The sequence below is a fragment of the Erwinia aphidicola genome, from assembly GCF_014773485.1.
Taxonomy (GTDB): Bacteria; Pseudomonadota; Gammaproteobacteria; order Enterobacterales; family Enterobacteriaceae; genus Erwinia; species Erwinia aphidicola.
Map to the genome: position 1 here is coordinate 627,216 of NZ_JACXBP010000002.1, position 14,675 is coordinate 641,890.

Annotated in this window: 12 protein-coding genes and 1 riboswitch; of the genes, 2 read left to right on the forward strand and 10 right to left on the reverse strand. The window is 58.5% G+C overall.

From position 1 onward, the window contains the following. Window positions 1–59: 59 nt before the first annotated feature. The 5 genes from ID864_RS07310 to pgi form a co-directional block, all read right to left on the reverse strand. Entirely contained in the window at window positions 60–2,153 is a 2,094-nt protein-coding gene (locus tag ID864_RS07310) for a YjbH domain-containing protein (RefSeq protein ID WP_048917585.1), read from the reverse strand. After that, window positions 2,153–2,911 (reverse strand): capsule biosynthesis GfcC D2 domain-containing protein, encoded by a 759-nt coding sequence (locus ID864_RS07315; RefSeq protein ID WP_048917586.1) that lies wholly within the window; start codon window positions 2,909–2,911, stop codon window positions 2,153–2,155. Before ID864_RS07315 ends, ID864_RS07310 begins: the two co-directional genes overlap by 1 nt. After that, window positions 2,908–3,552, reverse strand: coding sequence for a YjbF family lipoprotein (locus ID864_RS07320; protein WP_187498038.1), 645 nt, complete (start codon window positions 3,550–3,552; stop codon window positions 2,908–2,910). Before ID864_RS07320 ends, ID864_RS07315 begins: the two co-directional genes overlap by 4 nt. Before the next feature lie 78 nt (window positions 3,553–3,630). Then, a complete protein-coding gene (gene yjbE, locus ID864_RS07325; protein ID WP_048917588.1) occupies window positions 3,631–3,897 on the reverse strand; it encodes an exopolysaccharide production protein YjbE in 267 nt (88 codons plus the stop codon). A gap of 749 nt (window positions 3,898–4,646) precedes the next feature. Further along, window positions 4,647–6,290 carry a glucose-6-phosphate isomerase gene (gene pgi / locus ID864_RS07330; RefSeq protein ID WP_048917593.1) on the reverse strand — a complete coding sequence of 548 codons (1,644 nt, stop codon included), beginning with the start codon at window positions 6,288–6,290 and terminating at the stop codon, window positions 4,647–4,649. Between the two features lie 377 nt (window positions 6,291–6,667). Then, window positions 6,668–6,858, forward strand: a riboswitch (Lysine riboswitch). A 90-nt stretch (window positions 6,859–6,948) separates the two neighbouring features. On the opposite strand from pgi, the gene lysC reads away from it, so the two are divergent. Then, window positions 6,949–8,301, forward strand: coding sequence for a lysine-sensitive aspartokinase 3 (gene lysC, locus ID864_RS07335; RefSeq protein WP_048917594.1), 1,353 nt, complete (start codon window positions 6,949–6,951; stop codon window positions 8,299–8,301). A gap of 111 nt (window positions 8,302–8,412) precedes the next feature. Further along, complete coding sequence (gene panS / locus ID864_RS07340; RefSeq protein WP_048917595.1) at window positions 8,413–9,330, forward strand: ketopantoate/pantoate/pantothenate transporter PanS; 918 nt, start codon at window positions 8,413–8,415, stop codon at window positions 9,328–9,330. A gap of 164 nt (window positions 9,331–9,494) precedes the next feature. Here panS and ID864_RS07345 read toward each other — a convergent pair whose 3' ends face one another. The 5 genes from ID864_RS07345 to ID864_RS07365 all read right to left on the reverse strand — a co-directional run bounded on the left by ID864_RS07345 (window position 9,495) and on the right by ID864_RS07365 (window position 14,675). Next, window positions 9,495–11,120 (reverse strand): Na/Pi cotransporter family protein, encoded by a 1,626-nt coding sequence (locus tag ID864_RS07345; RefSeq protein ID WP_048917596.1) that lies wholly within the window; start codon window positions 11,118–11,120, stop codon window positions 9,495–9,497. Between the two features lie 117 nt (window positions 11,121–11,237). After that, the gene (locus tag ID864_RS07350) at window positions 11,238–12,230 is read right to left on the reverse strand and encodes an ABC transporter ATP-binding protein (RefSeq protein ID WP_048917597.1); all 993 of its coding nucleotides are present in this window, start codon (window positions 12,228–12,230) and stop codon (window positions 11,238–11,240) included. Between the two features lie 2 nt (window positions 12,231–12,232). After that, entirely contained in the window at window positions 12,233–13,018 is a 786-nt protein-coding gene (locus ID864_RS07355; RefSeq protein WP_048917598.1) for an ABC transporter permease, read from the reverse strand. 2 nt (window positions 13,019–13,020) lie between these two features. Then, complete coding sequence (locus ID864_RS07360) at window positions 13,021–13,869, reverse strand: ABC transporter permease (protein ID WP_048917599.1); 849 nt, start codon at window positions 13,867–13,869, stop codon at window positions 13,021–13,023. Continuing rightward, a complete protein-coding gene (locus ID864_RS07365; protein ID WP_048917600.1) occupies window positions 13,866–14,675 on the reverse strand; it encodes an alkaline phosphatase family protein in 810 nt (269 codons plus the stop codon). Before ID864_RS07365 ends, ID864_RS07360 begins: the two co-directional genes overlap by 4 nt.

Genomic DNA, 14,675 nt, shown 5'->3' on the forward strand with positions numbered 1-14,675 from the left:
TCAAACCGTCGGCACGGGGCGACCGGAAGAGAAGGTCGCCCCCGACATCAACGGGGTGGTTAACGGTAGTTGGCGTCGCGGTCGGTGGTCATATCGTACAGCTGGTACTTACGGCCCAGCATCTGACCGCCATCGCGCGTCAGCGGCGTCCAGTTAACCTGCGCACGGCCACGGGTTGGCGACACGCTGAACACATCCATCGGCACCGAAATATAGAAGCCTTTGGTGAAGTCACCCTCGCCGTACTCCTCCGCCGAGACGTTGGTTTTGGTGGCGTAAGCGCCAACGATAATGCCGCTGTCGAAGCGCTTCGACACGTCGACCGTCACGCCTTTATCTTCCGCCAGGTACTGCCCGACGCTGGCTTTCACCAGCACGTTGCGCATAAACCACGGCTGCCAGTAACCGGTAATGTTGCCCACCTTCGCCGTATAGTCGGTGAACTGCATCATATTGTCCCAGTCACGCTGCTTGACGTAGTTGGCATCGACGCCCACCGCCCAGCTGGCATCCAGCGGACGATACAGCACTTCCCCACCCACGCCGCCGTACATGGTCTCCAGATAGCCGCCGTAGAGCTGACCGTAGAAACCGTTGCCCAGCTCGCGCATGTAGTTGGCCTGCAGGTTATTCACATAGACGTTGTTTTCCACGTAGTCGCGAATGTGGGTACGCACGCGCGGCAGCGAGGAGTCGGACGGGGCGCCGTTGTAGTTAAACTTGTCGTAGTTGTTGGTCAGGTTGCCGAACAGGCTGCCGTCCAGCAGCAGGTGGTCGGTCAGCCAGAAGCTGGCATTGGCCATCACCCCCACCTGATACAGATAGAAACTTTCCGGGCCGCCTACCGACTGATTAAGCACCGGCGACAGGCTGTAGTTGAGACGGTCGCCGTCAATGCGGAAGCCCTGCTCGGTATGGCCCAGCCTGACCGGATTTACCCGCTGCTGCTGTAGCGTCTCTTCACGCCCGAGCGGATAGCCTGCCAGCTGGCGTTGCAGGCTGCCGACGTTGGTTTCGGTAGTCACCTGCGGCATGTTGCTGCGCGTCTGGGTGACGCGCAGCGTCTCAATACCTGACGGCAGATGATTGGCGAGGATCACGTTGGCGCGATCGACGCCGCGCTGGGTATCGCGATATTTATACTGTTCGCCGGTGACGGTCATGGTGCTGCCATCCACCTGAATATTCGGCGCGTTAAGCCCGGCATTGTACTTCAGGTCGGTCAGCTGGCTGGCGGTCACCGTCGGGTCGAGGAAGCGATCCTGCGGCTGCGGATTGTACTCCGGCTTCGGCGTGTCGCGCTGGTTTTGATGCAGGTCGTTGAAGTTGGTGCGCAGGGTAAAGCCCGCCATAAAGGTGTTGCCACGCTCATAGCTGACGTTGACGTCTGCCCAGTCGGTGAGGCGGTAAATTGCCCCGACGTTGAACTTGCTCTTCTGCTCCAGACGACCGGCAAAATCATCCTGGTAGTCGTTGCCTTCGTACTCCATTTTCAGGCGCAGCGGCTGCCACGGGGTCTGGTATTCGATGCCGCCAAACAGCGCCGTCGGGCCTTTGAACATATCGCTGCCGCTGACCGAACCGGCGGTGCCGTTGCCTTCAGTGCGGTAGCAGTATTTTTCACTGGCGGAGCAGAACGGGTTCTTGATGGTGCCGCTGTTACCGATGTAGCCCCAGCCGAGGCCAAGGGTGAAATCAAACGGTCCCCAGGCTTTGGTCGCCACCAGGTATTCACTGTCGAACAGCCCGGTACCGCCGAGATCGCGCGAGCCCACCGAGACTTCCGGCAGCCAGAAGCCCTCTTCCCACAGCCGCAGCTTGAGGTCGAACGCTTTATCTTTATAGGTCTGATCGCCCGAGAAGCTCGACACCGCGCTGTACTCGCGGGTTTTTACGTCGGTGTAGCGGATGGTGGCTTCCAGCCACGGGAACAGCTGCACCGAGGAGGAGTAGAAATGGTACTGGTCGTTGTAGCGATAGTTAAGGCTGAACTCGCCCTCTTTTGCCATACGCGCGGTCGGCACCTGCATCAGGCCCACGCCGCCGAAGTCGGACTGGGAGGGGCCGATCGGGTCGGGCCAGGTGGCCGCCTGCGCCTGGCAGGCACAGGCGACGGAAAATGACAGCAGGCTGAGAAGATAACGTTTTTTCATCAGTCAGGGATCCGGTGCGTCAGAACAGAAACGATCTGCTGGTTGAGATCGGCATAGGCGCTCGGCAGCGTCCAGGAGGAGAAGCCAACAAAGAGGATGCTACCCGGCTGCGGCTCGTAGTGACGTCGATTCCAGTAAGCCACGGGCACCTCGGTCACCTCACCCGCCGGGGAGATCACCTGCGCGGTGTTGCGCTCGCCGCCGCTCATGCGTGGGTGAGCATCGAGGTAATCCACCACGGATCGCCCGGCCGCCCACGGCGTATTGCCCGCCTTCTCCACCACTCCGGCCAGCGTCACCGAGGTGGGTTTTTCCAGGGTATAGACGCTGTACTCGCCCTGCAGCGTGCGGTTAGCCTCTGGCCGTAAGCGCACCCAGTCCGGGTCGAGATTGACTCTCTGCCGTCCTGTCACTTTTAGCGCCGCGATCTGCTGACGCACGTTGTCCACGATGGCCGCCTGTTCGCCGTCACCGTCACTTTTCAATTCGTCGCGCCACGCCTGCAGGCGCGCCATCAGCATCTGCTGCTGCTGTACTGCCACCGCCGTAGCCAGCTTTTCGCTTATCACCGTGCCGGGCCACCAGGTTTTCTGCTGGAGTACCGGGCTGGTGACTAGCTGAGCGAGATTTTCGGCGTGGACGATCGCCACCGGTACCGTTTGCCCGGGATAAAATACCGTGACCTGGCTATCCGCCACAGCCTGCAGCGACAGCGATGCCACTATCCCTGCGAGAAGAGTTGTTAGGGTTTTTTTCATGATTTCGCAGGCTTCAGGATAGTGAATTCAACCGGGATAGTGTCCGCACCCAGCATCTGCCGGGCCTGACGGACCTGCCCGCTGGTGGTATCAATCCAGAACGTATTGCGCCAGGCGTGGCCGTCGTCGGCGCTGACCTCTTCCTGCCACACGCGGCACGCCACCGGCTCACCGGCCAGCTGCAGCACCTCATCCTTCAGGCGGGTAAAGCGGGATGTCGCGCTGCCGGCGCGCGGCTGGCCGTTTTCCGTCCAGCTCATCGCCCGCGCCCAGCTGGCCCCATCGCTAAGGTGCAGCGCATCACGCAGCGGGTCGTTAGCCAGATTACTGACGTCATTGAGGTTATCGGCCATACCCAGCGTTTTCACCAGACGACCATGCTGGGTCACCAGCATCGCCCGATCGCGGGTGATCCACTTCTGCTGGCCGTTCTCGTTGAAGCCGAGCACCACGAAGATTTGCTGGCCGTCATTGACGCGCAAATACATGCTGGCGTAGGGCAAACTGTCGATTTGTTGGTTAGTCATCTGGATGTCGTCAGCGCCGAGAAATGCCAGCTTGACGGTTTCACCCAATCCTTTTTGCGTTTGAGTACAGGCCTGAAGCAGCAGGCAGAGGATCAGCAGTGGAAGGTTTCGCACCTGTGTGTGTCCCTGAGCAAAGTAGAACAAGGCTGAAAATAACCACACAAGCGTGTGGTTATGATTAATTTTTTGTACTTAGCGGGTGGTGCTTGTGGTCGTGGTGGTCGTGGTTCCGGTATTGGAACCATTACCACCGCTGCTCGCGGCCAGCGCAATACCGGCCAGAGCGCCAGCAGCACCAATACCAACGGCAGTGGTTACACCGGCCGACATCGCACCGGCTTCAGCACCGGCAGCTGCACCGGTCTCTGTCGCTGATGCGCCAGCTGCTTCTGCGGCAAACGCGCCCGAAGCACTCGCTAAGTACACTATGGCTGCAGTAGCCCATAAGACTTTTTTCATCACACTTTCCCTTCATTAAATGAATGGATACCAGGGCCTGGATGGCACCTGGCGACACCAGTATGGGGAATAAATTATCAGAAAGCAGCGGGCCATCCGGCGCGGAAAGAGATGGTGTAAAACACTGGTAAATGGCGGGAAAGTTGCGGTTAAGGCAGATATTTATCTACATAAGTGCCTTAAACGGAGATTAATACCAATATTTAATTTAAATCTGGCGCCATAGGCTAAAAATCCCAGCCAGATGAAATATTAATGACATGACGGTAGCAAATGGCATTATCTTTGTAATAATCCATTTAAAAACATGAAGATAATCACAGAGAATGACCGCGTTTAGCCCCTGTAAACAGCGGCCAGATTCGGAATTTTCTGCCGCGAAATCGGGCGATTTTGCGCAATTTTAGGAATATGCCCATCTCAAAAACGCAAACTTTACTCATCTTTGGGGGGGTTTTACGGCGAGATGACGGTGGGATTATCGCTGACAGGGGGCTGCCCGGCTGTCAACCAGTGCCAGGGAATACCAGAAAATAAAAAACCCCCAGTAAATGGGGGTTCGGCAATATTGTGCAGGCCATCGGAACGGGTCGACCGGAAAAAATGGTCTTCATTATGGCCGGTGCAGGCCAACGGAACGGGTCGACCGGAAAAAATGGTCGACCCCTACGGTTCACGGGTATGCGGATTTGTAGGGGTCAGGCACGCCTGACCCAGGGCGAGGCACACCTCGCCCCTTCGAGGGAGAATTAACGCCAGGACTTATAGCGGTTAATCAGGCCATTGGTAGAGCTGTCGTGGCTGGTGACGTTATCCGCGCCGGAGAGTTCCGGCAGGATGCGGTTAGCCAGCTGTTTGCCCAGCTCAACGCCCCACTGATCGAAGGTAAAGATGTTGAGGATTGCGCCCTGAGTGAAGATCTTATGCTCATACAGCGCAATCAGCGCGCCGAGGCTGAACGGCGTGATATCACGCAGCAGGATGGAGTTGGTCGGGCGGTTACCTTCAAACACTTTGAACGGCACCACGTGCTCGACGGACTGCGCATCTTTTCCGGCATCGGCAAACTCTTTCTCTACCACGTCACGCGCTTTACCAAACGCCAGCGCTTCGGTCTGGGCAAAGAAGTTCGACAGCAGCTTGCTGTGATGATCGCCCAGCTTGTTGTGGGTGTTCGCCGGAGCAATAAAGTCGCAAGGGATAAGCTTAGTGCCCTGGTGGATCAGCTGGTAGAACGCATGCTGGCCGTTAGTGCCCGGCTCGCCCCAGATAATCGGACCCGTTTCGTAAGTTACCGGCGTGCCGTTACGGTCAACGTACTTACCGTTGGACTCCATGTTGCCCTGCTGGAAATAGGCGGCAAAGCGGTGCATATACTGGTCGTACGGCAGGATCGCTTCGGTTTCAGCACCAAAGAAGTTGTTGTACCAGATGCCGATCAGCGCCAGCAGCACCGGCAGGTTTTTCTCTTCCGGCGTGTCGGCAAAGTGGCGGTCCATCGCGTGCGCGCCGCTCAGCAGCTTCTCAAAGTTGCTGAAACCGATAGACAGGATGATCGACAGGCCAATCGCCGACCACAGTGAGTAGCGGCCGCCGACCCAGTCCCAGAACTCGAACATATTGTCAGTATCAATCCCGAACTCGCTGACCGCTTTAGCGTTGGTCGACAGCGCGGCAAAGTGCTTCGCCACGTCTTCCTGTTCACCGGAGGTCAGGAACCAGTCACGCGCGCTGTGGGCGTTGGTCATGGTCTCCTGAGTGGTGAAAGTTTTCGAGGCCACGAGGAACAGCGTGGTTTCCGGGTTCAGCGTTTTCAGCGTTTCGGCAATATGGGTGCCGTCGACGTTGGAAACGAAGTGCATATTCAGGTGGTTCTTATATGGGCGCAGTGCTTCGGTGACCATAAACGGACCGAGGTCGGAGCCGCCGATACCAATGTTCACCACGTCAGTGATGGCTTTGCCGGTGTAGCCTTTCCAGTCGCCGCTGATAATGCGCTCGGAGAAGCCTTTCATCTTTTCCAGCACCGCGTTGACTTCCGGCATCACATCTTTGCCATCAACCATGATCGGGGTGTTGCTGCGGTTGCGCAGCGCCACGTGCAGCACGGCACGATCTTCAGTGCGGTTGATCTTCTCGCCGGAGAACATCGACTTGATCGCGCCCTGCAGGTCGGTCTCTTTCGCCAGCGCTTGCAGCTTGTCGAGGGTTTCCTGGGTGATGCGGTTTTTGGAAAAATCCACCAGCATCTGGTCGTCAAAAGTCGCGGAGAATTTAGCAAACCGGTCGGCATCTTGCGCGAACAGGTCGGCAATCTGCACATCTTTCATCTGTTCAAAATGCTGCTGCAGTGCCTGCCAGGCAGCGGTTTGTGTCGGATTGATATTTTTCATAGCAACACACTCTTTTTATTTAAGAACCGTCATTCAGATCGGACGACATGTTACCCGTTAAGGAGCAGGCTCTTTCCTTTTCCTGCAACAGGTATCAGCAATCATCCCATCGCGATTTTGCACTCGGCGGGTGAGGATCGTGCCCACCAGGGGTTTCAGTATGACTATTCATACCCTGTTAAGGAAAAAAATTATAGCCTGGGGCGTGCTTATAAGAATTGACGCTTATGGTCTAAACGGTGATTTAGCTGACAAAAGTGATAAGCATGAGTGATACCAGCGCGGTCATAACAAAAATGAATAATCCTCAGCCGACAAGCGTTGACAGGGGAGGCATAACCCGATATTTCTAGTCCGCAACTTATGCACCACGTGCGTAAGCCAGAAGAGGCGCGTCGCCCAGGTAGTGTGTTGGAGGAGCCGTATCCGGTGAAGACACATCAGGGGGAAGCGACGCCGAGGTACCAACCACGCGGAGTGGGGCGTATCGACCACAGGGGCTGAATCCTCTGGGTTGTCACCAGCAACGTCCGGTAGTCGGGCGGCGAGGTGGGGCGCTTCTGGGTAAATCGTCGCTTTATGCTTCGGCTTCCCCTCATCTGCCCTTCCCTTGTGCCAAGCTGATGGAATAAATCCTGACACGAAGGTAGTCATCGTAATGTCTCAAAACCTGATCGTAGCGAAATTTGGCGGCACCAGCGTAGCCGACTTCCACGCTATGAACCGCAGCGCCGATGTCGTGCTGTCTAACCCCGACGTTCGTCTGGTGGTCCTTTCCGCGTCTGCGGGTGTCACTAATCTGTTGGTCTCTCTGGCTGAAGGCCAGCCGCAGGAGCAGCGCGCTTACCTGCTGGATGAGATCCGCCGCATTCAGTACGCCATTATCGATTCACTTAACCAGCCAGCGGTGATCCGCGAAGAGATCGACCGCATGCTGGATAACATCACCATGCTGTCCGAAGCGGCGGCACTGGCCAATTCGACCGCACTGACCGACGAACTGGTCAGCCACGGTGAGCTGATGTCCACCCTGCTGTTTGTTGAGATCCTGCGCCAGCGCGAAGCTGCCGCAGAGTGGTTCGACGTGCGCAAAGTGATGCGCACCGACGACCACTTTGGTCGTGCCGCGCCGGAGGTGGCGACGCTCGCCGAGCTGGCTAGCGTGCAGCTGCAGCCGCGCATTGCGGAAGCGCTGATTGTGACTCAGGGCTTTATTGGCAGCGAAGCGAAGGGCCGCACCACCACGTTGGGCCGCGGCGGCAGCGATTATACCGCTGCGCTGTTGGGCGAAGCGCTGAATGCTGCGCGCATTGATATCTGGACCGATGTGCCGGGTATCTACACCACCGATCCCCGCGTGGTGCCGGCGGCGAAGCGCATTGATGTGATTACCTTCGAAGAAGCCGCCGAAATGGCGACCTTCGGTGCCAAAGTGCTGCACCCGGCGACCCTGCTGCCTGCGGTACGCCGTGATATTCCGGTGTTTGTCGGCTCCAGTAAGGACCCGGCTGCGGGCGGCACTATCGTCTGCAACAAAACCGAGAACCCGCCGCTGTTCCGCGCGCTGGCTCTGCGCCGCAAGCAGACACTGTTGACGCTGCACAGCCTGAGCATGCTGCACACGCACGGCTTCCTGGCTGAACTGTTCAGCATCCTGGCGCGCCATCAGATTTCTGTCGACCTGATCACCACCTCCGAAGTGAGCGTGGCGCTGACGCTGGACACCACCGGCTCGACCTCTACCGGCGACAGCCTGCTTTCACAGGCGCTGCTCACCGAGCTTTCCTCACTTTGCCGCGTTGAGGTTGAAGAGAACCTGGCGCTGATCGCGATTATCGGCAACAAGCTGTCGCAGGCGTGTGGCGTGGGTAAAGAGGTGTTTGGCGTGCTCGACCCGTTCAATCTGCGCATGATCTGCTATGGCGCCAGCAGCTATAACCTCTGCTTCCTGGTACCGGGCAACGATGCCGAGAAGGTGGTTCAGACGCTGCACCGAAATTTATTCGAGTAACACTCAAACCGGGCCTGGCCCGGTTTTTTCTTACTGTAAACCTGCTATCTATATCCTGTGTTATGACAAATATGTCTGCTTAATCAACAACGCTAATAAGGATTTCCGGCTATGCTCGCCACCATTACCCGACTGTTTCCCCTCTGGGCAGTCCTGCTCTCTGTCGCCGCATATTACACCCCCACCACCTTTACCGGGATTGGCCCATACGTCACCTACCTGCTGATGCTGATTATGTTCGGCATGGGCGTGACGCTGAACATCGATGACTTTAAGCGCGTGCTGACCCGTCCGGCGCCGGTGATTGCCGGGACATTTCTGCATTATCTGGTGATGCCGCTGGCCGCGTGGGGCCTGGCTAAGCTGTTCAATATGCCGCCGGACCTCTCCGCCGGCATGATTCTGGTCGGCAGCGTCGCCAGCGGCACCGCATCGAACGTGATGATCTATCTGGCTAAGGGTGATGTCGCGCTGTCAGTGACCATCTCTTCCGTCTCCGCGCTGGTTGGCGTATTTGCCACCCCGCTGCTGACCAAGCTGTACGTTGATACCCATATTCAGGTCGATGTCGTCGGCATGCTGCTGAGCATTGTGAAAATTGTGGTGGTGCCGATCGGCCTTGGCTTGATTATCCATCACACCCTGAACGGCGTGGTAAAGCGCGTCGAGCCGTATCTGCCGGCATTTTCGATGGTGTGTATTTTGCTGATCATCAGCGCGGTGGTGGCAGGCAGCCAGGGCTTTATCGGTTCCGTTGGCCTGGTGGTGATTGTCGCGGTGATCCTGCATAACGCGATTGGACTGCTGGGCGGTTACTGGGGCGGCAAGCTGTTTGGCTTCGACGAATCTACCTGCCGCACGCTGGCGCTGGAAGTGGGGATGCAGAACTCCGGCCTGGCGGCAACGCTCGGCAAGCTGTACTTCTCCCCGCTCGCCGCCCTGCCGGGTGCGCTGTTCTCGGTGTGGCACAACCTGTCCGGTTCGCTGCTGGCCGGTTACTGGTCCGGTAAGCCGATTAAGAAAAAGTAACCTGCCTGCACCGGTGTGGCTGCGGCTATGACTGCGGGTCAGGCATGCCTGACCCCTACCAACACCGGCAAAACGACGCAGGGATCGGGCATGCCCGACCCGTACCAACACCGGCAAAATGACGTAGGGGTCGGGCATGCCCGACCCGTTGCGGTCAACCTCACTCAATCCTCATCTTTATCATCATCCGGCTGTTCCAGCACGCTGTAGGCCACCGCGCAGAACAGTGAGTTCAGGCGCTTCATGTCGCCCAGCAGGCCGAGGTGCAGCGAGCTGGTTTCGATACTCTGAACGTTATGCTGATGCAGGCGATCGACATGCGAGTGCGAATAGCGGCGGTTGGTGATGCGGAAACGGTGCTTCGAGCGGCGCAGGCGCCTGGCACTGGTGATATCACGCGATAAAAACACCGACAGGCTGAGGCGCAAATTGTTAGTTAACAGCTCCAGCTGCGCATCCAGCTCTTTCATGCCCTCCTGCGAAAACGCCCGGCGCGCTGCCAGCGATTTATCAGCCACGTCACCACTCATGCGCTCCAGAATATCGCCCGCCATTTCCAGGTTCAGCGCCATCTCAATCGTTTCCGCCCAGCGCCGTGAATCCTCTTCCGGGAGATCTTCCTTCGGCATCTGTGCCAGGTAGAGCTTGATGGCGGTGTACAGCACGTCAACATCGTCATCCAGCTTACGGATTTCGCGGTCTTCGCGCAGTTCGCCATGTACCACCTTGCTGAAGGTGGTGAGCATCTGCTCCAGCACATCGCCCATGCGCAGGGTTTCACGCGCGGCATTCGCCAGCGCCAGCGCCGGGGTATCGAGCGAGCCGGGATCAAGATGGCGCGGCTTCAGGCGCAGGTCGGTTTCGGTATCGTCCCCAATCAGCCGCTTGCACAGCCCGGCCATCGGTTCGGCAAACGGCACCATAATGATGCAGCGGATCAGGTTGTAAAAAACGTGGAAGAAGATGACAAGCTCTTCGTCGTTGACCGGCAGCTTTTCCAGCAGCGCCGCCAGCGGATCGATAAACGGCAGCACCAGCAGTGAGCCAATAAATTTAAACAGCAGGCTGCCCAGCGCCACGCGCTTTCCGGCGGCGTTCGACGCACTGTTATTCAGCATCGCCAGCAGGCCGCTGCCGAGGTTCGCCCCGATCACCAGGCACAGCGCCACCTTAAAGGAGATCACCCCGGTGGCGGTCAGCGTCGCGGTCAGCAGCACCGCAGCCAGGCTGGAGTAGCTGATAATGGCGAACAGCGCGCCGATCAGCGAGTCGAGCATCACGTCGCCGGTCAGTGAGGAAAACAGCACCTTCACGCCAGCCGCCTGGGTGATCGGCGTGGCGGCGGCAACAATCAGCTGCAGCGCCAGCAGGATCAGCCCCAGCCCGATGCTGGCTCGCCCCAGCTGACCGGCGCGGGTCTGCTTGCGCCCGAGGAAAAACACCACGCCAAAGAAGATAAATAGCGGCGACAGCCAGGAGAGATCAAAGGTCAGAATACGCGCCATCAGCGCCGTACCCACATCAGCACCCAGGATAATCACCAGCGCAGGCGTTAGCCCGACCAGCTCCTGCGCGACAAACGACGTAACCAGCATGGTGGTGGCATTACTGCTCTGTACCAGCGCGGTGACGCCAATTCCGGCAAGGAACGCCATCGGTTTTTTCGCCACGCTGCGGCTCAGAACCCGGCGCAGATCGGCACCGTAAACGCGCATAATACCGGTGCGGACAATATGGGTTCCCCACACCAGCAGCGCCACGGCAGAAAGAAGATTAAGCAGGGTTAACACCGATAAGAACCTCATACCATAAGAAATAGGATTCTTACGCAGCGGCTATGTGCGCTGCGCCTGATGGCAATAAGTTTAGTCGGTATTGTTAAAAAAATCTTTTTAATCAGCGTGATATCACGCCACTTCACGCAAGGTTTTCTTATCCAGCTGCAGGCCGATGATAGAGCCCGCCGGGTGCAGATCGTCCACCGAGCGGTTCAGCACATCCACCATCAGCTCAACATCGCGCGCTTTCACCCGGTAGCGGATAACGTTGCCCAGTAGGCTGTGGCTGAGGATTTCCGCTGGGATCCCCTCTTGCTGCGCGCAGAACAGCAGCGACTCAGGGCGGATCGCCACCTGGCTGTTGAAGCCAAACCCGGTCAGGCGCGTTGCCTGTTCCGGCGTCAGCAGGTTGTAGTTACCGATAAACCCGGCGGCAAACAGATTCACCGGCTGGGTATACAGCGACTCGGCGCTGCCGTTCTGTACGATTTTGCCTTTGTTCATCAGCACGATGCGGTCTGACAGCGTCAGCGCCTCTTCCTGATCGTGAGTGACAAACAGCGTGGTGAGATTCAGCTCTTTCTGGATACGGCGGATCTGATCGCGCAGATGGCGGCGGATACGCGCGTCCAGTGCCGACAGCGGCTCATCCAGCAGCAGCAGGCGCGGGCGCGTCACCAGCGATCGCGCCAGCGCCACGCGCTGACACTGGCCGCCGGAGAGCTGATGCGGGTAGCGTTTTGCGTAGTCATTAAGCTCCACCAGCTCAAGCACCTCCGCCACCCGCCGCTGGATCTCCGCCCCGCCCAGCTTCTGCATTTTCAGGCCAAACGCCACGTTGCGCTCCACCGTCATATTCGGAAACAGCGCGTAGCTCTGAAACACCATGCCAATGGTGCGCTGCTGCGGTGCCAGCGGCACAATGTCCTGCCCCTGCAGGATAATCTGCCCGCTGTCGACCGAAGTCAGCCCCGCCAGGCAGCGCAGCAGCGTCGATTTGCCGCAGCCGCTTGGGCCGAGCAGCGTGACGAACTCCCCCTCGCTGGCGCTGAACTCAATATCCTGAAAGATGGGGGTTGGACCGTAGCTTTTATTCAGTTGGGTAACGCTCAGATACGTCATGCTCAGCCTCTTTCACGGTTCAGGGTATTCGCCAGCCAGGTCACCAGCAGGACAACAAAGAAGTAGGAGATCACCAGCGCGCTGCTGAAGTGGCCGCTGCTGTTGCGCACGTTGTAGAGATACACCTGCAAGGTTTCAAACCGGGTGCCGACCAGCAGATTAGCGAAGACAAACTCGCCGATCAGGAAGGAGAAGGAGAGCAGCACCGCGATGGTCGCGCCTTTGCGCAGATTCGGCAGTACCACCAGCAGCGCCGCCTGCCAGGTGCTGGCACCGAGCAGATGTGCGGCGTCGATCAGCTCGCGCAGGTTAATCGCCTGCATATTGTTGGCGATGGCGCGGTAGATAAACGGCAGCGCGATGGTGAAGTAGCAGCCCAGCAGGATCCACGGCGTACCGGTTAGCATCAGCGGCGGCGCGGAGTAGAGCTGCAGCAGCCCGACCGAAGAGACCACCGGTGGAATGGCGAACGGCAGCAGGATCAGGATGTTCATCACCGCATCGAGTTTTGGAAAGTAGTAAGCAATCACAAACATCGTCGGCAGCACCAGCAGCAGCGAGAGCAGCAGCGAGCCGAAGCAGATCAGTAGCGAATGCCAGAGCGCCGTCAGAAAGCGCGGGTCGCTCCACAGCTGGATCAGCCACTTTAAGGTAAAGCCATCAGGCACAATGGTTGCGCCCCAGCGGGTTGCCAGCGCATACAGCAACGTCGCCAGCAGCGGCAGGGCCAGAATGGCAAATACCAGCCAGACGACCACCCGATGATATAGGTATTCACTGCGCGACATAGTCAGCTCCCCTGCCGGACGTGCTGGTAGCTCTTACGCACCAGCCACTGGTGGATCACGGTGATCAGCGACATCAGCACCACCAGCAGCATCGCCAGCGCGCTGCCGAGGTTGGGGTCGAGCGAAATGTCGCCGGAAACCAGCGCGGCTATCCGCACCGGAATGACGTTAAAGTTGCCGGTGGTCAACGCGTAGATCGTGGCGTAAGCGCCCAGCGCGTTGGCCAGCAGAATGACAAAGGTGCCGATCAGCGCGGGCATCAGGATCGGCAGGCCGATATGCCACCAGTAGCGCGCGCGGCTGGCGCCAAGCAGCGCCGCCGACTCCTGCCAGTCCCTCTTCAGGCTGTCGAACGCCGGGTAAAGCAGCAGAATGCCAAGCGGGATCTGGAACCAGGTATACACCACAATCAGCCCGTCGCTGGAGTAGAGCTTGAAGCCCTGCATGATGTCGTATTTACCCATCAGCAGCGTCAGGCAGCCGTTTAGCCCCAGCAGGATCACGAAGGCAAACGCCAGCGGCACGCCGGCAAAGTTGCTGGTCATATTGGTAAATGACATCAGAAAACGGTGCAGCCTGCCGCCGCCGAGCTGGTGCAGCGAGTAGCCGCCGAACAGCGCGATAGCCAGGCCGTACACGCTCGACCAGAACGAGATATTGAGCGAGAAACGGATCGCCTGCTGGTAAAACGGCGAGGTGAGGATATCGCTGTAGTTGGCCCATCCCCAGGCCTCGTTGATATCGCTGTAGAAGCTGTTGATGGCGATCCACACCAGCGGCGCAATTTGAAAGGCGATAAAGAATAGCGCAAACGGCAGCAGGCACAGCAGCGCGAGCCATTTCCCCCTCATAGCGTGGGTTCCAGCAGGGCGGCGCAGTAGGGTTTATCGTGCTCAACGCCGAGGATCTGGCAGATTGTGCCGCACAGTTCGGTTTGCTGCGGCACGGCGTCCGCATTCATCGAAAAAGCGCTGCCGAAGACAAACAGCGGGACGTGAGTCTCTTCCGGCAATATTCCGCCATGGCTGCGATCGTCGTTCATACCGTGATCGGCGGTGACAATCACCTGATAACCCTGCTGCAGCCAGGCCGGCATCCAGTGCGACAGATAGCCGTCGGCCATGCGCGCCCGGTTGCGGTATTGCGCAGAGGAGAAGCCGTGCTGGTGCCCGGCATCGTCGATATTCATCGGGTGGATCAGCAAAAAGTCCGGCTGATAGCGCAGCCGCAGGCTCTCGGCATCTTCAAACAGATGCGAGTCCGGGTAGCCATCATCAGAGTAGAAGTGCCCGAACTGGATCGGCAGCTCGGGCGCTTCAGTGTGACGGTCGCGCGCCGCAGAAAACGGCGTGCGGTTATACAGCTCGCTGACCCAGTGATAGGCCGCTGCAGCCGTGGTCAGCCCCGCCGCCCGCGCATAGTGGAACACGCTGCGCTGGTTGCTGAGGCGGCTGACGCCGTTGTGAATAATGCCGCTGTTCACCGGCGTGATGCCGGTGAGGATGCACTCATACAGCGGGCGCGAGAGCGAAGGCAGCTCGCAGATCATCCGGTAGCGCTGCCCGTGGCCCTGAGCGCACTCCGCCTGCAAATAGCCCATCGCGTGTTGCGCCACCTGAAAATTCAGGCCGTCCAGCACCACCAGAATGGTTTTCAT

What these genes read in the sequence shown, in the direction of transcription:
- ID864_RS07310 (WP_048917585.1), bottom strand. Translation starts at nt 2,153, where the DNA reads ATGAAAAAACGTTATCTTCTCAGCCTGCTGTCATTTTCCGTCGCCTGT.
- ID864_RS07315 (WP_048917586.1), bottom strand. Translation starts at nt 2,911, where the DNA reads ATGAAAAAAACCCTAACAACTCTTCTCGCAGGGATAGTGGCATCGCTG.
- yjbE (WP_048917588.1), bottom strand. Translation starts at nt 3,897, where the DNA reads ATGAAAAAAGTCTTATGGGCTACTGCAGCCATAGTGTACTTAGCGAGT.
- pgi (WP_048917593.1), bottom strand. Translation starts at nt 6,290, where the DNA reads ATGAAAAATATCAATCCGACACAAACCGCTGCCTGGCAGGCACTGCAG.
- lysC (WP_048917594.1), top strand. Translation starts at nt 6,949, where the DNA reads ATGTCTCAAAACCTGATCGTAGCGAAATTTGGCGGCACCAGCGTAGCC.
- panS (WP_048917595.1), top strand. Translation starts at nt 8,413, where the DNA reads ATGCTCGCCACCATTACCCGACTGTTTCCCCTCTGGGCAGTCCTGCTC.
- ID864_RS07350 (WP_048917597.1), bottom strand. Translation starts at nt 12,230, where the DNA reads ATGACGTATCTGAGCGTTACCCAACTGAATAAAAGCTACGGTCCAACC.
- ID864_RS07355 (WP_048917598.1), bottom strand. Translation starts at nt 13,018, where the DNA reads ATGTCGCGCAGTGAATACCTATATCATCGGGTGGTCGTCTGGCTGGTA.
- ID864_RS07360 (WP_048917599.1), bottom strand. Translation starts at nt 13,869, where the DNA reads ATGAGGGGGAAATGGCTCGCGCTGCTGTGCCTGCTGCCGTTTGCGCTA.
- ID864_RS07365 (WP_048917600.1), bottom strand. Translation starts at nt 14,675, where the DNA reads ATGAAAACCATTCTGGTGGTGCTGGACGGCCTGAATTTTCAGGTGGCG.